The organism is Rhizobium ruizarguesonis, from assembly GCF_017357285.1.
Taxonomy (GTDB): Bacteria; Pseudomonadota; Alphaproteobacteria; order Rhizobiales; family Rhizobiaceae; genus Rhizobium; species Rhizobium ruizarguesonis.
On the sequence record NZ_CP071678.1, the window covers coordinates 4,912,851 to 4,934,896 of the forward strand.

14 protein-coding genes and 1 pseudogene are annotated in these 22,046 nt (G+C 60.9%); 3 read left to right on the forward strand and 12 right to left on the reverse strand.

Features of this window, described 5'->3' with window-relative positions; translation table 11 throughout:
* Window positions 1–139: 139 nt before the first annotated feature.
* Window positions 140–895, reverse strand: a complete 756-nt coding sequence (locus J3P73_RS23960) for a helix-turn-helix transcriptional regulator (protein WP_130662477.1) — start codon at window positions 893–895, stop codon at window positions 140–142.
* A gap of 321 nt (window positions 896–1,216) precedes the next feature.
* Here J3P73_RS23960 and J3P73_RS23965 point away from each other — a divergent pair, with 321 nt between their 5' ends.
* From J3P73_RS23965 to J3P73_RS23975, 3 genes and pseudogenes are all read left to right on the forward strand, one after another.
* A complete protein-coding gene (locus J3P73_RS23965) occupies window positions 1,217–2,980 on the forward strand; it encodes a glucan ABC transporter ATP-binding protein/ permease (RefSeq protein WP_024320501.1) in 1,764 nt (587 codons plus the stop codon).
* A gap of 154 nt (window positions 2,981–3,134) precedes the next feature.
* A pseudogene (locus J3P73_RS37665) lies at window positions 3,135–3,725 on the forward strand (IS5 family transposase); the annotation flags it as partial.
* Between the two features lie 246 nt (window positions 3,726–3,971).
* Entirely contained in the window at window positions 3,972–4,325 is a 354-nt protein-coding gene (locus J3P73_RS23975) for a VOC family protein (RefSeq protein ID WP_130675934.1), read from the forward strand.
* A 49-nt stretch (window positions 4,326–4,374) separates the two neighbouring features.
* Here the strand turns inward: J3P73_RS23975 and J3P73_RS23980 are convergent, their stop codons facing one another.
* The 11 genes from J3P73_RS23980 to J3P73_RS24030 form a co-directional block, all read right to left on the reverse strand.
* Window positions 4,375–5,613: an OpgC family protein gene (locus J3P73_RS23980; RefSeq protein WP_130656643.1), complete on the reverse strand. Its 1,239-nt coding sequence runs from the start codon at window positions 5,611–5,613 to the stop codon at window positions 4,375–4,377.
* Window positions 5,614–5,713: 100 nt separating this feature from the next.
* Window positions 5,714–14,233 carry a glycoside hydrolase family 94 protein gene (locus tag J3P73_RS23985; protein WP_130692993.1) on the reverse strand — a complete coding sequence of 2,840 codons (8,520 nt, stop codon included), beginning with the start codon at window positions 14,231–14,233 and terminating at the stop codon, window positions 5,714–5,716.
* A 146-nt stretch (window positions 14,234–14,379) separates the two neighbouring features.
* Complete coding sequence (locus J3P73_RS23990) at window positions 14,380–14,757, reverse strand: hypothetical protein (protein ID WP_163884889.1); 378 nt, start codon at window positions 14,755–14,757, stop codon at window positions 14,380–14,382.
* A 128-nt stretch (window positions 14,758–14,885) separates the two neighbouring features.
* A complete protein-coding gene (locus tag J3P73_RS23995) occupies window positions 14,886–15,050 on the reverse strand; it encodes a hypothetical protein (RefSeq protein ID WP_003543858.1) in 165 nt (54 codons plus the stop codon).
* Between the two features lie 127 nt (window positions 15,051–15,177).
* Window positions 15,178–15,366, reverse strand: coding sequence for a hypothetical protein (locus J3P73_RS24000; RefSeq protein WP_018071958.1), 189 nt, complete (start codon window positions 15,364–15,366; stop codon window positions 15,178–15,180).
* Between the two features lie 162 nt (window positions 15,367–15,528).
* Window positions 15,529–16,278: an ABC transporter ATP-binding protein gene (locus J3P73_RS24005; RefSeq protein WP_026170895.1), complete on the reverse strand. Its 750-nt coding sequence runs from the start codon at window positions 16,276–16,278 to the stop codon at window positions 15,529–15,531.
* A complete protein-coding gene (locus J3P73_RS24010) occupies window positions 16,275–17,108 on the reverse strand; it encodes an ABC transporter ATP-binding protein (RefSeq protein WP_130692994.1) in 834 nt (277 codons plus the stop codon). The genes J3P73_RS24005 and J3P73_RS24010 overlap by 4 nt, the downstream gene beginning before the upstream one ends.
* Window positions 17,105–18,040: an ABC transporter permease gene (locus J3P73_RS24015; protein WP_026230976.1), complete on the reverse strand. Its 936-nt coding sequence runs from the start codon at window positions 18,038–18,040 to the stop codon at window positions 17,105–17,107. The genes J3P73_RS24010 and J3P73_RS24015 overlap by 4 nt, the downstream gene beginning before the upstream one ends.
* Entirely contained in the window at window positions 18,037–19,104 is a 1,068-nt protein-coding gene (locus tag J3P73_RS24020; protein ID WP_018071954.1) for an ABC transporter permease, read from the reverse strand. The genes J3P73_RS24015 and J3P73_RS24020 overlap by 4 nt, the downstream gene beginning before the upstream one ends.
* Before the next feature lie 19 nt (window positions 19,105–19,123).
* The gene (locus J3P73_RS24025; protein WP_018448346.1) at window positions 19,124–20,767 is read right to left on the reverse strand and encodes an ABC transporter substrate-binding protein; all 1,644 of its coding nucleotides are present in this window, start codon (window positions 20,765–20,767) and stop codon (window positions 19,124–19,126) included.
* Between the two features lie 37 nt (window positions 20,768–20,804).
* Window positions 20,805–21,863 carry a dipeptidase gene (locus tag J3P73_RS24030; protein ID WP_018071952.1) on the reverse strand — a complete coding sequence of 353 codons (1,059 nt, stop codon included), beginning with the start codon at window positions 21,861–21,863 and terminating at the stop codon, window positions 20,805–20,807.
* Window positions 21,864–22,046 lie beyond the last annotated feature (183 nt).

Below are 22,046 nucleotides of genomic sequence, written 5' to 3' on the forward strand. Positions count from 1 at the left end.
AATTTATCTTGCGACTGCGAAATGCAATTTTTCGACATTCTGGAGCAACTCCAGAAAAAGTGCGAAGCGGTTTTCCGTCCGAAGTTGCGTCAAAATAAAAAACCGGAGCAATTCCGCTTCGATGAGAAGCGGAATTGCTCTAACTTATCAGTCCATGACGGAAGGCAAGCGCCACCGCCTGCTGCCTGTTTTTCGCCTTCAGCTTGTCCTGCAGGCCGTTCATATACCAGTCGACCGTGTGGTTTGAGATCTTCAGCATCTTGCTGATCTCCATCGACGTCATGCCTTCGGCGAGATAATGCAGGATTTCCATCTCGCGCCGCGTCAGCGGCGTATCGGCCGGCAACACGGTTTCCAGCGCCGGCGCCTCGCCTTTCAGATCGAGCAGCCGCCAGAAGGCTTTGCGCGCCACCGCCTCCAACAGTGCGATCTCCACCGGCGACAGCTCGATCGGCTTGCCGGCGAGACTGAGGCTGGCGAGAATGCCGTTGCGTCCGTGGATCGGAAAGATGTAGCCATCCTCCATTCCATGCCCGAAGGCATCGACCATCATCTGCTCCATGCGGCGTTGATGCGCATCCTTGTGGAAGGCCGCCATCGCCTCCCGCCAGCGGAAAGGCCGCTGCGCGTGGGCGAGATAGCGCAGCATCGGATCGATCAGAGCATATTTTTTCGCGGCATATATCTGCGGCCATTGTTCCGGCCAGCGGCCGGCAAGCGCCGCAGCCCAGGGCTCTGGATTCTGCTGTACCGGATTCTGCTGCAGATGGCGTAGCAGGCCGTAATATTCGAAGCCGCAAGCATGGAGGAGCTGCTCCAACTCGGTAATGACGCCTGCAGGATTTGAACATTCTTCCAGAATTACAAGTAATTGAATTAACGAATTAATATTCACAAAAATGCCCCTTGCCCGGACCTGATGCCCGCCTGAGGCCGTCGGCGGCTTGTCGAACTGGTCGCGAAACGGTCTTCCTCAATAAATGCAGTCTGTAATTTAATGCTGTGCTAAACATTTAATAAAATGCAAGCGCAAATTGTTGCGAGATATATCCGGACGGCAATTTCAGCGCCATGGCCATCTCGTCGCATCCTGCAATAGTGCGATCGTGTTAATCATCACATCGACTGAACCCTGAATGCTCCGTTAATCGCCCGTTCAGGTAGGCTTTTGTAGCATCGCATCATCCCGTTTTCGCAGATGCACAAGAGGTTCGACGTGACGCTATTCAAGGTCTATGCAAGGGCTCTGCGCTATCTTGGCGCCTACAAGCTGCGCGTATCCCTGGTCGTTGTCGCAAACATTGTTCTTGCGACGATTACCATCGCGGAGCCGATCCTGTTCGGTCGCATTATCGATGCGATTTCGGGCAAGGGTGAGGTCAAGCCCATCCTCTTCATGTGGGCGACTTTCGCCGTCTTCAACACTATTGCCTTCGTCCTAGTGGCCCGCGAGGCCGACCGGCTGGCCCATGGCCGGCGGGCGACGCTGTTGACGGAAGCCTTCGGCCGCATCATTTCCATGCCGCTTGGCTGGCACCATCAGCGCGGCACCTCCAACGCGCTGCATACATTGCTGCGCGCCTGCGAAACGCTGTTCGGCCTCTGGCTGGAATTCATGCGCAACCACCTGTCGACGGTCATCGCGCTTACGCTTCTGGTGCCGACCGCAATGTCGATGGACCTGCGCCTTTCCGCCGTGCTTATGGTGCTCGCCATCGCCTATTGGCTGATCGGCCGCGTCGTCATGAGCCGCACCAAGGACGGCCAGGCTTCGGTCGAGAACCACTATCACACCGTCTTCTCGCATGTCAGCGACTCGATCAGCAACGTTTCGGTCCTGCACAGCTACAATCGCATCGAGGCCGAAACCCGAGCGCTGAAATCCTTCGCCGACCGTCTGCTCGAAGCCCAATATCCGGTGCTCGACTGGTGGGCGATCGCCAGCGCACTGAACCGCATGGCGTCGACCATCGCGATGATGGTGGTCCTGATCATCGGCACCATGCTCGTCCAGGCCGGCCAGTTGCGCGTTGGCGACGTCATCGCCTTCATCGGCTTTGCCAACCTGTTGATCGGCCGTCTCGACTTGATGCGCCAGTTCGCGACGCAGATTTTCGAGGCCCGTTCCAAGCTCGAGGACTTCTATACGCTTGAAGACTCGGTGCGTGAACGTGAAGAGCCAGCCGGCAACGGCGAGATCAAGGACGTCAAGGGTGCGATCGAATTCCGCGACGTCTCCTTCGGCTTCGGCAACAGCTCACAGGGCCTGCACAATGTCTCCTTCTCGGTGAAGGCAGGCCAGACGGTCGCGATCGTCGGCCCGACCGGCGCCGGCAAGACGACGCTCGTCAACCTGCTGCAGCGTGTCTACGATGCCCAGGGCGGCAAGATCCTCGTCGACGGCACCGATATCACCAAGGTGACCCGCAAGTCGCTGCGTCGCCACATCGCCACCGTCTTCCAGGATGCGGGCCTGCTGAACCGTTCGATCAGCGACAATATCCGCCTTGGTCGCGAAGGCGCCAGTGAAGAGGAAATGCGCCGTGCGGCCGAAGCCGCCGCTGCCGCCGACTTCATCGAGACCCGTGAGGATCGCTACGATACGCATGTCGGTGAACGCGGCAACAAGCTCTCCGGCGGCGAGCGCCAGCGCATCGCGATTGCCCGCGCCATCCTCAAGGACGCGCCGATCCTGGTGCTCGACGAGGCGACCTCGGCGCTCGACGTCGAAACCGAAGCTCGTGTCAAGGCCGCAATCGACAACCTGCGCCAGAACCGCACCACCTTCATCATCGCTCACCGCCTGTCGACCGTCCGCGAAGCCGATATGGTGCTCTTCCTGGACGACGGCCGTGTGGTCGAACAGGGCAGCTTCGACGAGCTTAGCCACAGCAACGGCCGCTTCGCCGCCCTGCTGCGCGCCAGCGGCATCCTGACGGACGAAGAGGTCCGCAAGGCCCACGCCACCGAAGCCGCCTGATCGGTTCGGGTTTCAAGATAAAGGCCGGAAGGTAACTCCTTCCGGCCTTTTTTGTTGGCTCTGGGACTGAGGACCAATCGACACTCAGGATTCCCAAATCGGTTGATCACTGATTCATGGGGTATCGTGTGCAGCACGGAGGCCTTTGATGGGAGTGAAGCGATACGAGTTGAACGAGGCGCAATGGTCGAGAATTGCGCCTTTGTTACCAGGTAAGGCCAGCGATCCGGGTCGGACGGGGGTAGATAACCGGTTGTTTGTGAACGGGTGTTTGTGGATACTGCGCTCGGACGCACACTGGCAGCACCTGCCGGAGCGCTATGGGAAGTGGAAGACGGTCCACCGCCGGTTCAGTCGCTGGTGCCATGCCGGCGTATGGGAGCTGGTCTTTGATGCCCTCATTGCTGACCGGGACAATCAGTACTTAATGATCGACAGTACCATCATGCGCGCCCATCAACAGGCAGCGAGCGGAAAAGGTGGGCCAAGGATCAGGCGCTGGGGCGTTCCAGAGGTGGACTGACGACCAGATCCATATGCTGGCCGATGCGCTCGGGCGTCCCCTGCGCTTTATCGTGACGGCCGGCCAAGTCGGCGAGATCACGCAAGCTGCCGCTCTTCTCAATAACCAGACAGGTCAGGCATTCTCGGCGATAAAGCGTATGACAGCAATGCCTTGCGCGCAACGATCGCGAAGACGAAGGCCGAGGCGGTCATCCCCTCAAACCCTTCCCGAAAATCTAGAGACAGTGTCGTACCTGCCGGGCATCTCTCCGCCAGACCAGACCATGCCGACCTCCCGAGAAATCATCACGGAAGTGTCAGACATGTCTCCGAACATCTGACAGCTATGTATCAAGGCCGTCGGGGAGATGCCCGGCATGGCCGAGGGATATCCAACGCCGCAATGTCTCCGCAGGGCTTGGACGATTGATCCCCGCCCCGATCTCCCCTAGCCTCCGCCAGTCAAAGAGCAACGGGGAGCGAAGCCATGAAGGTCCTGCGCATCGTCGCCAATATCCAGGCACCGGATATCACCCCGGCCCGGCGCTTCTATCAGGATATCCTCGGTCTTGACGTCATCATGGATCACGGCTGGATCACGACGTTCGGCGCCGCGCGTTCGATGAACGTTCAACTCAGTATCGCCAGCGAAGGCGGGTCCGGAACTGAGGTGCCCGACCTCTCGATCGAGGTCGACGACCTCGATGCCGCTTTCGAGGCGATGTCGGCCTCAGGCTTCCCCATCGAATACGGCCCGGCCGACGAGCCTTGGGGCGTCAGGCGCTTTTACGTGCGCGATCCCTTCGGCAAGTTGGTGAACATCCTCGTTCATAAAAATTGAGCCGGCGGCCATCGGCCGCCGGCTTCTTCATGTCGGGCAAACCCGATGCTTATTTCCGATCGTTCCGGCGATAGGCATTTGCCGTCCCGCCAATGCGGACGGGAACCGGGATGGTGGCGGTATCGGCGACAAGTTTCCCCTTGACCTTTCCCTGCTGGCGCTTGCGCTCGAGATAATAGGCATAGGCGAATTGTGTCGCGACCCCAGCGATCACGAAGAGCGGACCGACCAGTTGGTCCTTGTTGGTGATGTAGAGCACCACCTGGCCGATCATCGCAAGGATGGTGCCGGCAACGAAAATGTTCAGCGAATGGCGGCCGAGGATCGTCAGCGGATGGTCCGCAGGACGGCGCAGGATACGCGAGAGTGCCGGGATGCTGATAACGAGATAGGTCAGCGCCAGCACATGCAGCAGCCGCGGCAGCGACAGGAAGGTCTTGTCGAAACCTGTGATGACAGGCGGCAGGCCAAGGGCTGCCAGCGAGTTGCCGAAAATCCAGAGATGGCCGGTCACCCAGACGAAGGACAAGATGACGTAACCGGCAGCGGCCGTCAGCAGCAGCGGATGCTGCGGGATCGTGCCGCCGCGCTTGATATGCAGCATCGAGACGATGCCGATCGAAAACAGGAACTGCCAGGAGAGCGGATTGAGGAACCAGTAGCCCTCGATCAGCATGTTGTGCGGTGCCACTTCGTAGATGCCCGCAAGCAGCCAGACCGTGCCCGAGACGCCGAGCGCCAGCCAAGGGCTGCGCGCATTCAACAGCAGGATGATCGGCACCATCAGCATCAGCGCCCCGTACATCGGCAGGATATTGTTGTAGCCGATCTGGTGGCCGAGCAGGAGCAGCGCCGGAATGCCTTCCTTCAGGTTCATCAGAACCGCCAGGATATTGATTTCGACCAGCAATCCCGGCCGATGGAACAGCCAGGCACCGCAGATGAAGAGCGCCAGCGTCATGAAGGTGGTGATCATATGGGCGAGATAGAGCGTGAAGGCGCGCTTTGCCGCCTTGATCGCCACCGTGAGCCGGTTGCCCGGCTGGAAGCGGCCCCCATAGGCAAGGCCGACGGCAATGCCCGAGATCAGCACGAAGGCCTCGGCGGCATCGGAGAAGCCGAAATTCTTCGTCGTCACATATTCGAAGATCTGTCCGGGAACATGATTGATGAAGATCATGATCAGGGCCACGCCGCGCAAGACGTCGAGCCTCGTATCACGCACTGGCGCAGCTGCGGATAGGGAACTGCGCCCCGTGACGATAGCGTGGGTCGGCGTGCTTGCCATTGGTCTCTCCTTATTATCCGATTTGCAAACGCGACGACGGCCAAAAGGGTTCCCTTTTGGCCGTCGCGAATCGCCGTGTTTTTCAGCGTGGAGAACGCTGTTATCCGAGCGGATATCCCTCTTCGGGATCGGTGACTTCGCAGCCGTTTATCGACAGAGTGTAGCCGCTGTCATTGGACGCTTTTGAGACCGAAATGCGGTATTTGCCGTCGCCCTGCTCCACCTCTGCCGCAAAACCGTCCCATTCCGACGGGAGCGACGGGCGCACATAGAGCCGGCCGTCCTTCAGCCGGATACCGAGGATGCCCTCGACGGCGGCGCGGTAGAGCCAGCCGGCAGACCCGGTATACCAGGTCCAGCCGCCGCGCGACGTATAAGGCTCGTTTCCGTAGACGTCGGCCGCCACGACATAGGGTTCGACGCGGTATTGCTCCGCTGAAGCCTTGTCGAGCGCATGGGTGATCGGGTTGAGGATCTGGAAGCAGCGGAAGGCATCGTCGCCCCGCTTCAGCTCCGCCAGCGCCATCACGACCCAGGTCGCGGCATGGGTATATTGCCCGCCGTTTTCGCGCACACCCGGCGGATAGGCCTTGATATAGCCGGGATCCCTGGCGGAATTGACGAAAGGCGGCGTGAACAGCCGGATGATGCGGGCATCCTCGTCGACCAGCTGATCGAGCACCGCATCCATCGCCGTGACGGCGCGGGCCGGATCGCCCTCGCCCGACAGCACGCTCCAGGACTGCGCGATCGAATCGATCCGGCATTCGGGGCTTTCCCTGGAGCCGAGCAGCGCACCGTCGTCGAACGTGCCGCGGCGATAGTAGCCGCCATCCCAGGCCGCAGTTTCCAGCGCCTTCTTCAGCTCGGTGAGATGCGCCGACCAGCGCTCTGCACGGGCCGTGTCGCCGCGCTCTTCGGCATAGGGAATGAAGGAGCGCAATGCGCCCGCCAGGAACCAGCCGAGCCAGACGCTGGTGCCGCGCCCGCCGATGCCGACGCGGTTCATGCCATCGTTCCAGTCGCCGCCAAGAAACAGCGGCAGGCCGTTAGCCCCCTTGCGAGCGATGGCGAGATCGAGCGCCAGGGCCGCGTGTTCGTAGACGCTCGCCTTGTCCTCGGAAATCTCCGGCTTGTAGAACGAGTCGTGCTGGCCTTCGAGCAGTGCCGGCCCTTCCAGGAAGGCGATCTCCTCGTCGAGGACGTTTTTGTCGCCGGTGACGTTGCAATAGTGATGGATCGCGTAAGCGAGCCAGACGACGTCGTCCGAAATCAGCGTGCGCACGCCCGCACCCGTTCCCGGCAGCCACCAATGTTGCACGTCGCCTTCGCGGAACTGGCGCGAAGCGGCATTCAGGATCTGCCGGCGGGCAAGCGAGGGTTCGTGCAGCACGAAGGCCAGCGTGTCCTGCAGCTGGTCGCGGAAGCCGAAGGCACCGCTTGCCTGGTAGAAGGCAGTGCGGGCCATGATGCGGCAGCCGAGACTCTGATAAGGCAGCCAGGTATTGACGAGATTGTTCATCCCGCGATCCGGCGTCGATATCTGCAGCCTGCCGGTGAAATCCCGCCAGAAGGCGCGGTTCGCCTCGACGGCATCGTCGAACGAAGCCTTGCGAATATCGGCGATGACAGTGCGCGCTTCTTCTTCCGTCGGCGTATCGCCGAGGAAGAAGGTGAAGTCGCGCTCCTCGCCGGCGCTAAGTTCGATGTCGATCGCAAGAGCCGCGGCCGGATCACCATCGAGTTCGGTCGCGCCGGAAAGGGCGGCGGCGGAGATGACGGACTGCGGCGCCTGGATCGTTCCCGCCTTGCCGATGAATTCGCGCCGGCTTGCCGAGAAGCTAGAAAGCGTCTCGCTCGCCGCGAAGAACGCAGTGCGGTTGGAAAAATCGATGCTGTAGGGATTGGTCGCAAACAGCGCCCCCGTCTCCTCGTCATGGCTCGACAGGATGAAAGGCACCGTGCGTCCCGGATTGCTGCCGAGGATCCATTCGACATAGCCGTAGAGACGCAGCCTGCGGCCGGTCGAACCGGTGTTGCGCAGGCGCAGGCGCTGCAGTTTCACCGGCTTTTCGCGGTCGATCGTCTGCGTCAGCTCGAGCGCGATCTCATGCTGAACGCTGGAGAAGACGGAATAGCCGAGCCCGTGGCGGGCTTCGAAACGGATGTCCGGGCGGGGGGAAAGCGCTGCGAACGGCGTCATGACGGCACCGCTGTCGAGATCGGCGAGATAGAACGCCTCGCCCGAACGGTTGACCACGGTGTCGTTTGACCAGGAGGTCAGCTGATAGTCGCGTGAATTGGCGCTCCAGGTGAATCCGGCGCCCTCCGCCGACACGTGGAAGCCGAATCTGTCATTGGAGATGACATTGATCCAGGGCTGCGGCGTCGCATGACCTCCGGGCAGGCGAACGACATATTCACGCCCATCGCGGGCAAAGCCGCCGATGCCGTTCCAGAAGTCGAGATCGCCTTCCTCCTCGATGACGACAGCAGGCACGACAGGCGGTGGCACAGGTGCAACACGCTTGACGGGGGGCTTGTTGCGCTCGGCCCGTTCGTTCTCCTGCAGTTCCTCCTTGGAGGGTGCAAACAGCGCCACGGCGCGGTTGATCTGGTCGACCACCTTGCCGTTCTTGGTATGCAGCGTGACACGCGAAGCCGCGATCAGCGCGCGATAGGTGCTCTCCTCCATCAAGTCCTTGCGAACCGCAAAGATATGCTGGCGCAATCCGTCTGCCTGACCCATGCGACGGACGTTCTCGCACATGGCGTCGAGTGCATGCTGCATGTCCTGCGCATAGGAAGAAGCGCGTTCGTTCATGATGACGAGATCGGCGGTGACGCCGCGCGAGCGCAGATATTCCTGCGCCAGCAGCGCCTCGCGGGCGATGTCGAGATCCATGTCGTCGTTGATGCGCAGCGTGAAGATCGGGAAGTCGCCGGAGATTGCCAGCGGCCAGAGCGCCGATTGCGACTGCAAGCCGGCCTCGACGGTCGCCTCGTCCTTGCGCAGTTGCATATCGGGATAGACGAGATAGCGTCCGAGATGCTGGAAGGCCGCCGCCTGCTGCGAGGTGACGCCGACATGGCGCATCTGCACCTGCGTGCGTGTCCAGGCCTGAACGAGCTCGTGGGTGAAGGCGTCGGGATGACGGTAGCGATTGACCGCCTTGTCGACCTCGTCGCGGGTCGGCGCCGCGATCGTCCAGAAGATCACGCTGACTTTCTTGCCAGCCGGCACGCGGACGGTGCGACGCAGCGACATGACGGCATCGAGCATGAAACCGTCGCTGCCGGAAAGCGTAGCGCCCGGATCGAAGGCCGCCGCATCGGCAAGGCTGCGGCCACGGCCGATGAACTTGCGCCGGTCGGTCTCGAATTCGGTATGGCGGGTGTCGCCGGCATTGTCGACGATCAGATGTGCGATGCTGATGTTCGGCTCGTTCGGGTCGCGCTTGTTGCGTTCGGCGCGGATGACGTCGCCGCGCTTGCCGATCTCGGTCTTGACGAACATGCGGGCGAATGCCGGATGCGCATTGTCGGTATCGTCGGAGGTGATCACCGGTTCGAGATAGGAGGTGACCTCGATGAAACGGTCTTCCGTGCCCATGTTGAGCAGGGTGACGCGGCGGGCCTCGGCATCATGCTCGGTCGCGATGATGCATTCCACCTCGCTAGTGAGGTCACCGACCGTCTTGGTGAACTGCGCCTTCTCGTCGGCAAATTCGACCTTGATCTTTTCGCCTTCGACACCCTTCGGCTCTGATGTCGTCGACCACCATTCGTTGGTGGCGGTATCGCGCAGGAAGATGAAGCTGCCCCAGCGATCTTCGGTCGGATCGGCTTTCCAGCGGGAAACGGAAAGACCGTTCCAGCGGGAATAACCAGCACCCGTCGCCGTCAGCATCAGCGAATAATGACCGTTGGACAGGAACACGAGCTCGCGGTCGCGCGAAGCCGGATCGCTGATCTTCCTGAGCTCCGGCCGCAAGAGATCGTCCTGGATGCTGGCCGGCGTGTCGGATTCATGCTTGCCGCTCATGACGGGAATGTCGCGCGGCGCTTTTTCCTGCAGCAGCAGCTCCGCAGCCTCGATGACGGGATCGGAGTGGAAGAGCTCGCGCAGATGACCGTTGAAGGCGACGTTGGCGACCGCCGCGATCGACATGCCGTGATGGTGGGCATAATAGTTGTATACCACCGCGCATTTCTTGCCTTCCGGCACGCGCGTCGGCGTGAAGTCGACGGCGTCGTGGAAGCCGAACTTGCCGAGCGCCCCGACCTTGCGCAGCCTCTGCAGGTTTTCGAGCGCGGCCGGCGGGTCGTACTGGCTGGCGAGCAACGATGCGTAAGGCGCGATGACGGCATTGTGGCCGAGGCCGCGCTTCAGGCCGAGCGTCGGCACGCCGAAATTCGTGTACTGATAATTGAGGTTGTGGTCGCGGGCATTGAAGGCCGCTTCCGAAATGCCCCAGGGAATACCGAGCTTGCGGGCATAGTTCATCTGTTCGATGACGACCAGATTGTTGGTCTGGTTGAGGATACCCCCCCCGCGTTCCTGCATGACGAGCGGCGGCATCAGATATTCGAACATCGAGCCGGACCAGGAGACCAGCGCACCGCGCGACCCCACAGGCACGACCTGGCGGCCGAGCCGGTACCAGTGCTCCGTCGGCAGGTCGCCCTTGGCGATGCCGAAGAGACTGGTCAGGCGGCATTCCGAGGCGAGAAGGTCGTAGCACGCCTGGTCGAGTTCGCCGCTTTCGACCCGGTAGCCGATCGACAGCAGGCGCCGCTCCGGCCGGAACAGGAAGCCGAAATCCATCGAGAAGGCGAGATCGCGCGCCTTGTCGCGCAGCGCCACCAGGCGCGGCCTCAGCGCATCGACTTTGGAAAGATCGAAGGTGCTGTCTGATATATGCGCCTCGCAGACCTTCACCAGCGATGCCGCCCAGAGGGTGACCTCTTCGCTCTGCTTCGACTTGACCTCATGGTCGAGATTGGCGGCGAGTTTCTCGATGTCGCGCGCCAGAACGGCGAGGTTGATGATGCGGATCGAGGCGAATTCATGCTCGCGCTTGACGGCGGCAAGCGCGTTCTGGAAGCCGACGATGCGCTCCTCCAGGCGCCGGCGCAGCGGGCGCACGGTCTTGCGGTCATCGGGCAGGTCCGCCAGCACTTCGCCGAGAATGCCGGCCGTGTCGCCGACGCCGTCGAGATTGCCCTGCATATGGGCGGACGGCGCCTCGGCCCAGTTGCGACAGGCCGATGAAATGGCGATCAGATGACCGGCGAGATTGCCGCTGTCGACGGCCGAGACATAACGGGGCCCAAGCGTCTGCAGCGTATCGGTGTGATACCAGTTGAACAGATGGCCGCGGAATTTCTCCATTTTGTCGATCGTCGCGATCGTCTGCTCCAGCCGCTCGAGCGTCTCCTCGAAGGAGAACCAGCCGAAATGCCGGCCGGAAACGACGGAAAGCAGATAGACGCCGATATTGGTCGGCGAGGTGCGCGCCGCTACGATCACATGCGGCGTTTCCTGGATATTGTCCGGCGGCAGATAATTCTGCTCGGCCGTCGTGAAGGTTTCGAAATAGCGCCAGGTGCGCCGGGCGATCTTGCGCAGTTCGCTCGACACGGAATCGGCAACCTCGAGCCGATCCTCGGTCTCTGCCGACTGGCTGACATACCAGGCCACCACCGGCGAGAACATCCACAGCAGCGCGAAGGGAATGCCGACGAGGAAGGCGTTGTCGCCGGGGAGGGCTGCGAAACCCAGCGCCAGCAGCGCCAACGCCGGCGCATGCCACATCGCCTTGTAGTAGGAAATCAACGTGCCCTGGCTGCCGGCCTGAACGCTGGCGGCGGTCCGCCACTGCAGCATCAGCTTGCGGCTGACGAAGAGGCGATAGAGCGAACGGCCGATCGCATCCGCCATCATGCAAGCCGAATCGGCGATGAAGACGATGCGCAACGCAACCTGCGCATTGGCGGCCGTGATATCGGACCAGACCGTATAGAGATGGGCGCGGGCGATGATATCGCTGGTGCGCGGGATGATGCCGTTGATGAGCGACAGCGTCGGCGCAACGAAGAGGCAGAAGATCAGCAGAATCTGCCAGATAAGCGCGCCGAGCGGACCCATGAAATACCAGCCGAGCACGGAGGCGAAGAACCAGGCGATCGGCGTCAGCGAACGGCGCAGATTGTCGAACATCTTCCAGCGGCCGAGTGCCGTGACGCCGTAATTCGGATTGAACATGTAGGGGAGAAGCTGCCAGTCGCCGCGCGCCCAGCGATGTTGGCGCGAGGTTTCCACCTCGTACCGGATCGGGAAATCCTCCACCAGTTCGAGATCGGTGACGAGCGCGCAACGCGCCATCGAGCCTTCAAGAAGATCGTGGCTGAGCACGGAGTTCTCGTCGATCCGGCCCTTCAGAGACGCTTCGAAGGCATCGACTTGATAAAGGCCCTTGCCGGTGAATGTGCCTTCGCCCGCGAGATCCTGATAGACGTCGGAAACGGTGAAGACATAAGGATCGAGGCCGCGGTTGATCGAAAAGACGCGCTGGAAGACCGACGCGTCCTTGCCCGTCGTCAGCGACGGAGTAACCCGCGGCTGCAGTACGCCATAACCACTTTCGACGCGGCCGGTTTTCGGGTTGATGACCGGGCGGTTGATCGGATGATAGAGCTTGCCGACGAGCTTGGTGACGGCATCGCGCATCAGGCGCGTATCGGCATCGAGCGTCATGACATATTGCACATTGGCCGGCACCGCATTGGCGCCCGGCAGATAGGTCGTGTCGCGGTCGCCGCGCAGAAGCATGTTCAGCTCGTGCAGCTTGCCGCGCTTGCGCTCCCAGCCCATCCAGACGCCTTCCGAGGGATTATAGAGGCGACGGCGATGCAACAGATAGAAACGCGTCTTGCCATCATAGGCATAGCGGGCGGAGAGATTGGCGATCTCGCGCCTGGCATAATCGAGGACCTCGAGATCGGCGGGCGTTTCCTCGGCCTCGCTATCCGGCCAGTCGCTGAGCATCGCGAAATAGATCTCGCCGCGCGGATTGGCGAGATAATGAACCTCGAGATTGCGCACGTGGTCGTCGACGCTGTCGCGGTTCGAGATCAGGCAGGGCACGACGAGCAGCGTGCGCGCATCCTCCGGAATGCCTTCCTTGAACTCGTAGCCGACGAGGCGCGCCGGCGTCACGAAGAAGGACAGCACGGTGTTGAAGAGACCTGTCGCCCCCTCCGATGCCGGCACTGAGAACATGATCAGCAGCAGGGCGATTTCGATCGCACCCATGCCGGCATTCGCCATGAATTTGCCGACGATCGCCATGGCGATGACCGTCAGCAGCATGACAGGCACGGCAATCGCCAGCCAGTTGAACCGGCGCACGGCACGCACGAAATGCTGGATGACTGTCGGGCGATAGTTCGCCCGTGCTTCGAGTTTCGGCCGCTGCGCGCCCGACAGGAAGCCACCGACATTCGGTTCATGCGGCTGCGGCTCGCCGGAGGCCTTGGCGGCATCGGTCATGTCGAGCGCCAGCTGGGCGATTTCCATTTCCGACAGCGGCGAGCGCTTGGCCAGCTTCTCGATCTGTTTGCGATATTTGTTGCGCGAGCCGGAATCGAGGATGCCGTAATCCGAATGCTCCCAGAGGAGCTTGTCGACATGGCTGACCTGCTCGACCCAGACCGACCATTCGGCATCATCGATCTCGCGAAGGCTGCGGATGATGTTGCCCATCGTCACGTTGCCGGAAGACAGCCGGCTGTGTTCGGCCGTCGTCGCCTCTTCGGTGTTGCGGCCGAGCTCCTCCAGCCGCTCGTCGAGCCAGGTGATCGCCAGGCTCGACGTCTGCGAACCGTCGCGCAGGCGGTAGAGGAACTGCGTCGAGAAGGTATTGTCCTCGGCAAGCGGTTCCAGCGTCTTCAGATAGGCGGCCGCCCCGGCTGGGTCGGTCAGGCGCACCAATTCGTCGGCCGCCTCGTTGGCGCGGCGGCGCAGGCGGCGGCTGGCTTCGACACGGCTTGAAATACGGCGAAGGTTTTCCACGAGCACATAGCGCACGAGGGAGGGCAACGCCCAGAGTTCGCCGATCCTGAGCGTCTCGCTGGCCTGGAAGCCATCGACCAGCGCCGTCAGACTTTCCTGCGAGATCGTGCTGTGGGTATGGGCGACATAGAGCCAGGCAAGCACGAGGGTGCGCGGCACTTCGACGCCGCCGACGACCATGGTCGGCAATTCGCGATAGAAGCGGCGGGGGAAGTCGCGCCGCACCTCTTGGATCGCCTCTTCGACGATATAGTGATTATCCAGCAGCCATTCTGCCGCCGGCGTGATGGTCTCGCCGGCCTCGACATCGGTCGCCGTGGTCCGGTAGACGCGCAGGATTTCCTTCTCGTTTTCCTTATGACGCGCAAAGAAATCGAAGGGGGCGAAAGCCGGCAGCTTGTCGACGCCGTTGCGGGCGACCGCATCGCCCATCGCCTTGATGTCCTCGATGGAAAGATAGGTCGAGCGGATCGAATCGTTATGATCGATCTGCTTCGTCTCGGGTTCGCGCGAAAGGCTCGGAGAAAGATTTGAAATAGACATGGGTTCGGTTCTGGATCCAAACGAAGTTATGGCTGTTTTGCTCAGCCTTTTGCACTGCTTATCATGACTGCTACATGAACGGAGCCCTATTCTTCAAAGATCGATGAAGCCGGGGTGAACGACACTTGGCAAGCGATGCAAACGGGCTAAGCCCTGATCAGGACGCGGCCCGACGGGTGATCGAGACCATCGATACCCTCTCCACGAAAGCCATGTCGAAAATTTGGACATCCTTGGGAAAATTCAAGTCGCAAGGCATGCGCCGCCGCCCAGCGAGCTTGTCTGGGCAGTGGAAATGACGAAAATGCCGGCACCTGGTTCCGGCAATGCAAGAGCTGTTCGATTTCAGAAAAACGAAAGACGCATGATTGCCTGACCATGCGCCTGGCGGCGGTTTGGGCGGCTGGCGGCCCACGCCACTTGCGCTCGAGATCAAGGCCGCCGTGGGACGCTTCAGATGGCGTGAAAAATAGAGAAGAATGATGATGGGGATCGGAACGTCGATCAACCATAACAAAAGTCATCTCGTGACCAATCTCCTTTTGACATTCGAGTGTCAGGAGAATGCCGAGACAAATTGAATAGTCCGGAATTCAATAGAGGCGGAAACCACCGCAGCGCCGGCATCTGCCGACGCTTATCATCCGCCGGATTATCCGACGACGCCGCAAACCATGGCGACGACGAACAGGAATGCCGCGGTGAAGATTGCGCCGTGGAGCATCGTCTGAAGCCTGTGGCGCGTGGTGAGCGGCTTCTTGGTCGGTACGGAACCATACTGGTTCACGTGAGCATGCGAAATACCCAGATCTGCCATATGTCGCCTCCGTTGTTCTCGTGCGGCCGGTTGTGCGGCTCGCGCTTATATTCTTATTTTCTCTATCAAGTAGGTAGAGATAAATTTCCGTCCAGAGCGTACGGAAGAGAAAATTCAACCAGCCCTTTTAGCAGAGCGTACGCCAAGCCCAGATCAACGAGCGCTCGACGGCACTCTCGTTCTCAGGCGGGTTGGAGGAAGCCTCGATCAGCCGACGGTCCTTTTCCGCGGGAAGGGATACCGAAATCTGTTCCCGGCGATCGGTTCTTACGGGAGGATCGAGGTAGCCCATGGTCATCCCACCGAGAAAGAACATGCTTCAACCTCCATCGATCACGAAAGCTAACAAACGTTAACGGGATCATGACAGAAGCAAGGCAGCTGTCAATAGTCTAGTCGAATGGTCGTCTTTTAGGGAAACATTATCCTTAACACCGCCGCCGATCTTTTCTTTTCAAAGGTTTGAAAAGATTGACCTTCAGGCTTTGACGAAACCCTTGCTCGCGATCATCAAATTTCTCGTATAGTCCTCGTGAACCGCACCCGTCGCCAGTTCCTGCGAGCTCAACCGCTCGACGACGGCGCCGTTGCGCATCACGGCCAGCCGTTCACACATATGGGTGACGACACCGAGATCATGGCTCACCATCACGAAGGTGAGCTTGCGGTCGCGTCGGATCTGCTCCAGCAGGTTCAGCACCTCGGCCTGCACCGAGGCGTCAAGTGCCGATGTCGGCTCGTCGAGCAGCAGGATCGACGGCTCCACGATCAGCGCCCGGGCGATCGCCACGCGCTGGCGCTGGCCGCCGGAGAGCTGGTGCGGGTAGCGGAAACGGAAACCGTTGCCGAGGCCGACCTCGTCAAGCGCTCGGGCGATACGCTTCTCGCCGTCGGCGATGCCGTGGATTGCAAGCGGTTCGAGCAGAAGCCGGTCAATCGTCTGGCGCGGATGCAGCGAACCATAAGGATCCTGGAAGACCATCTGCACGCGCCGGTAGAAAACTTTGCTGCGCTTCGAGCCCTTCAGTGGCTCACCGTCGATATTGATCGCACCGCCGCTGACCGGCGCAAGTCCGGCAACGGCCCGCAGCAAGGTCGATTTTCCCGAGCCGGACTCACCGACAAGGCCAAAGGATTCGCCGCGTTCGACGGCGATGCTGACATCCTTCAGGGCATGAAAATGGTCGTAGACGACGCTGAGATTGTCGACTTGGAGAGCTGCGCTCATGCCGCCCACTCCGGCTTTCGGTCGAGCACCGGCAGCGGATGGCGGTTTGCACCGATCTCGGGCATGCAATTCAGCAATCCCTGCGTATAGGGATGCTGCGCATGTTTAAGATCGGCCGCCGCCAGCTCCTCGACGATCTTTCCGGCATACATGACGACGATGCGGTCGCAGAAGGAAGAGACCAGCCTTAGATCGTGGGAGACGAAGATCAGCCCCATGCCGCGCTCGGACACCAGCTTGTCCATGATCCTCAGCACGTCGAGTTGCACCGTCACATCGAGCGCCGAGGTCGGCTCGTCGGCAATCAGCAGCTCAGGCCCGGCAATCAGCATCATGGCGATCATCGCCCGCTGCCCCATGCCGCCCGAAACCTCGTGCGGATGCAGGTCGAAGACGCGTTTCGGGTCGCGGATCTGCACCGCTTCCAGCATGGCGAGCGCGCGCTCGCGCGCCTCCGCCTTGCCGACCTTCTCATGCGTCCGCAGCGTTTCGCAGATCTGCCGTCCGATCGACATGACGGGATCGAGCGAATATTTCGGATCCTGCAGGATCATGGCGATACGCTTGCCGCGCAGCCTGCGTCTTTCGCCGGCGGAGGCGTTGATCAGATCGATGCCGTTGAAATTAAGCCTGTCGGCCGTGACGATGCCGTGTTTCGGCGTCAGGCCCATGATCGCCCGTCCGGTCTGCGACTTGCCGGAACCGGATTCGCCGACGATGCCCAGCCTTTCCTTGCCGAGAGTGAAGGAAACGCCGCGTACGGCCTCGATCACGCCTGTGCGCGTGGGGTAGCTGACCTTGAGCTTGTCCACCGTCAGAAGTGTCGTCATTGGCCGCTCTCCTTCGGATCGAGCGCGTCGCGCAGGCCGTCGCCGAGGAGATTGAAGCCGAGGCTGACGATGAGGATGGCGATGCCGGGCATCGCCGCGACCCACCATTGATCGAGGATGAAGCGCCGTCCCGAGGCGATCATCGCACCCCATTCCGGTAGCGGCGGCTGCGCGCCGAGACCGAGGAAACCGAGACCGGCCGCCGTCAGGATGATGCCCGCCATGTCGAGCGTCACGCGCACGATCAGCGAGGAAATGCAGAGCGGCATGACATGGCGCACGACAATGCGAAGCGGCGAGGCGCCCATCAGCTTCACCGCCGAAATATAGTCGGAACGCCGCACCGCCAGCGTCTCGGCGCGCGCGATGCGGGCATAGGGCGGCCAGGATGTGATGGCGATGGCGATGATCGCATTCTGGATGCCGGGACCGAGGGCTGCGACGAAGGCGAGCGCCAGCACCAGCTTCGGAAAGGCAAGGAAAATATCGGTGATGCGCATCAGCGTCGCATCCACCCAGCCTCCGGCATAACCGGAGACGGTGCCGACGATCAACCCGATCGGCGCCGAGATGACGGCGACGAGCGCAACGACAAGCAGCGTCAATCGCGATCCGTAGATCAGCCGGGAATAGATATCACGGCCCTGGTCATCCGAACCGAGCCAGAATTCCCCCGTGCCGGGCGGCAGCAGGCGGGCATTGCGCAGATCGCCGATCACCGGATTATGCGTTGCGAGCACATCGGCAAAGGCGGCGATGAAAAGCAGCGCCACGATGATCAGCAGACCAACGACGGCAAGTCGGTTTGCCGTGAACTGCCGCCAGGTAACATAGGTGCGGCCGAGGCGGGCCTGCAGGCGCGATTGCGGCCGGTCGGAGAGCAGCCATTCGCGGCGGCTCATCGGTTGGGATGGGCTGGCGGTCACCGTCATCGGTTTCGCGTCCTCGGGTCGAGCGTCCGGTAGAGAAGATCGGACAGAAGGTTGATGCCGATGAAGACCGTACCGATGACAATCGTGCCGCCGAGCACGGCATTCATGTCGGCATTCTGCAGCGAATTGGTGATGTAGAGCCCGATGCCCGGCCAGGAAAAGACAGTCTCGGTCAGCACCGATCCTTCCAGCAGGCCGGCATAGGAAAGCGCAATGACGGTAACGAGCGGCACGGCGGCATTGCGCAGCGCATGGCCCCAGATCACCCGCGTTTCCGAAAGCCCCTTGGCGCGCACGGCGACGATATATTCCTGGGAAAGCTCGTTCAGCATGAAGCTGCGCGTCATCCGGCTGATATAGGCAAGCGAGAAGTAGCCGAGCAGCGAAGCGGGCAGGATGATATGGCGGAACACGTCGTAGAAGACATCCCATTGCCCCTGCCAGGCACTGTCCAGCAGATAGAAGCCGGTGATCGGCGTGAACGTATATTCGAAGACGATGTCGATGCGGCCGGGAAAGGCCACCCAGCGCAGTTGCGCATAGAAGATGACGAGCGAGATCAGCGCCAGCCAGAAGATCGGCACCGAATAACCGATCAGACCGATGACGCGCACCACCTGGTCGACGATGCTGCCGCGACGCACCGCGGCGAGAACACCGAGCGGCACGCCGACGAAAGCGCCAATCAGCGTTCCGAGCGTCGCAAGCTCGACCGTCGCCGGAAATGCACGGCGAATATCGACCATGACGGGATTGGTCGTCAGGACCGAATTACCGAAATCGCCGGACAGGATGCCTTTGATATAGATGAAGAACTGCTGATAGAGCGGCAGGTTGAAGCCCATCTCCTGGCGTACGCGCTCGACGACATGGTTGGGCGCGCGATCGCCGAGGATGGCGAGCACGGGATCGATCGGCACGACGCGGCCGATGAAAAAGGTGACGGCCAGCAGGCCGAAATAGGTGGTGACGGCGGCAAACAGGAACCGCCCTGCCGCCTTTGCAAAGGCGACGGCACGGCCCTTTCGGGGCCGCGCCTCCTGCGTTGTTTCGACGGTGCTCAAGTCACTCAATCCTGCCGGATTATTCCTTGGCGATCGGACCGACGAAATTGGTGTCGAAGCTCGGACCCAGCTTGAAGTCCTTCACGCTCTTGCGGTAGCCGGCCACCTCGGTCTGCTGGAAGATGAAGACAAAGGGGCTGTTTGCCAGGTACTTCTTCTGGATGTCCTGATATATGGCGGCGCGCTTGGCGGCGTCGCGTTCCAGAAGTGCGGCCTTGGCTTGCTTGTCGAGCTCCGGCGCTTCCCAGGTGTTGCGCCATGCGAGCGTCTTCACCGTGCCGGCATCGGAATTGTCGGGATTGCCGGTAAAGGTATCGGCATTGGAATTCGGATCGAAATAGTCCGAACCCCACTGGCCGATATACATGTCGTGGGTGCGGGCGCGGTACTTGGTCAGCGTCTGCTTGCCGTCGCCGGGGATGATTTCCATCTTGACGCCGGCTTGCGCCAGCGTCTGCTGCATGGATTCGGCAATACCCGTCACCGGCTGATTGTTGCGCACATCCATGGTGATCGAGAAACCGTCGGGTACGCCGGCCTTGGCGAGTAGTTCCTTGGCCTTGGCGACATCAAGCTTGTAGGGATTCTCATCGAGCGCGCCGAGCTGGCCCTTCGGCAGGAAGGTCTGGTGGATCTCGCCGATACCCTTGATCAAGGTTGCGCCGATCGCATCGTAATCGACTAGATACTTGAAGGCTTCCTGGACTTCCGGCTTTTTCAGGTTCTCGTTCTTGTTGTTCAGGCTGACATAATAAATCGTGCCCTTCGGCGCACTCGTTGTCGCCAGATCGGCATTCTTCGAAACAGCGTCGATGTCGCCTGGCTCGAGGTTGCGGGCGATATCGATGTCGCCGGCTTCGAGCGCCAGCCGCTGGGCCGAGCTTTCCTTCATGTAGCGATAGATGACGCGGTTGAGCTTCGCCTTGTCGCCATAATAATTGTCGTTGCGCTCCAGCACGACAACTTCGTTGGCGCGCCATTCGCGCAACTTATAGGCGCCGGAGCCGGCATAGCCGGTCTTCAGCCACTCATTGCCGAAATCATTGTCGTATTTGTGCTCGGCATCCGGCGTCACCGCCTTCACATGCTCCAGCACCAGCTTCTTGTCGACGACGGAAGCGACGGTTGCCGTCAGGCAGTTGAGCACGAAGCTCGGCGCGTAGGCCTTGTCGACCGTGAAGACGAAGGTATTGGCATCGGCCGCCTTAGCCTTTTCCGTGACGTTGTCGCCGGTCAGGCCGAACTGGGTGAGGATGAAGGCCGGGCTCTTGTCGAGCTTGACGGCGCGCTCGAACGACCAGGCGACGTCTTCGGCGGTGACCGGGTTGCCGGAGGCAAATTTCAGGCCTGACTTCAGCTTGAACGTATAGGTGAGGCCATCATCGGAAACGCTCCAGCTCTCGGCAAGATCGCCCTTCACCTTCGACGTATCGTCCATGTCGAGACGAACAAGCAGGCTGTAGCTGTTGGTGGTGATTTCAGCCGTCGAAAGCTCAAAAGCCTCGCCCGGATCCATCGTGATGATGTCGTCGATGGCGAATCCTTCGACCAGCGTGTCCTTCGGCGTCTCGGCGAAGGCGGAGGGTGCCGCCATCATCAGGAGCGAAAGAGCGGCTCCCGCGGAAAGCAGGCGAAAATTGCGGCTGAGTTTGGTCATCATCATGGTCTGTTCCCCTGTTTTTTGATTGGATACGAAAGGCTTAGGCGTGGTCCTCCCGCCAAGCTTGGGCCAGAATGCGAAGCCAGTTTTCGCGGGCAAGTTTTGCCAGGTCAGCGTTAGCATAGCCAACCTCTCTGAGAGCGGCAATCAGCTTCTGATTGCCGGCTGCATCACCGATTTCCTCAGGAATGGTGGCCCCGTCGAAGTCCGATCCGAGCGCCACGCAGTCGATGCCGATGCGGTTCACGAGATAGTCGATATGGCGGATCATGTCGGCAAGCGGCGTATCGCTGTCCGATCGGCCGTCGGCACGCAGCATGGCGGTGGCATAATTGATGCCGACGAGCCCGCGGCTTTCGCGGATCGCATCGAGCTGCCTGTCCGTCAGGTTGCGCGCGACCGGCGTCAGCGCGTGAGCATTGGAATGAGTGGCGACCAACGGCTGGTCCGTCGTCTTCGCGACGTCCCAGAACCCCTTCTCGGTGATATGAGCAAGGTCGATCATGACGCCGAGGCGATTGCATTCCCTCACCAGCGCGAAGCCGGCATCGGTGAGACCGGGCGCCGTGTCCGGCGACATCGGGAAGGCGAAGGGCACGCCGTGACCGAAGACATTATGCCGGCTCCAGACCGGCCCGAGCGAGCGCAGCCCCGCCGCATAAAACACCTCGAGCGCCGAGAGATCGGCGCCGATCGCCTCGCAGCCTTCCATATGCATGACGGCGGCAAAAATATTATCCGCCATGGCGCCGCGAATATCCTTCACCGTCCGGCAGAGCCGCCAGGCGCCCGCTTGGTCGAGCCGCAGCGCGATCGCGGCCATTTCATTGGCGATGGCAAGAGAAGGCAGCGGATCCAGAGGGGCCGCCATCGGCGTGATATAGCGACCGGCGGCATCCGGATCGGCGAAGACGAGATCGCCTGAGGGAATGTAGATGGCGCAGAGACCGCCCGAAAGACCGCCCTCTCTGGCGCGATGCGCATCGATATGGCCGACCGTCGTGCCGTCTACGAATTCCGCGATCGGGTCGCTGCCGTCTTTTGAATGTGTCCAGAGTCGAAGGAGAACGTCGTTGTGACCGTCAAATACGAATTGCATCTGTCTTCCTGCGCTGCCCTACTGCATAATTCCTTAAATCGGAATCGATTTAAGAATAAAATTATGCAGCATTCAAAGTGCTACAGCGTCCTTTGCGCGTCTTTTCAGGCGCGCGGCGCTGTAGAGGGCGAATGAAGCGGCAGAATAGAAAAGCTGACGGAATTCGCCACTTCTTTTTTTAGA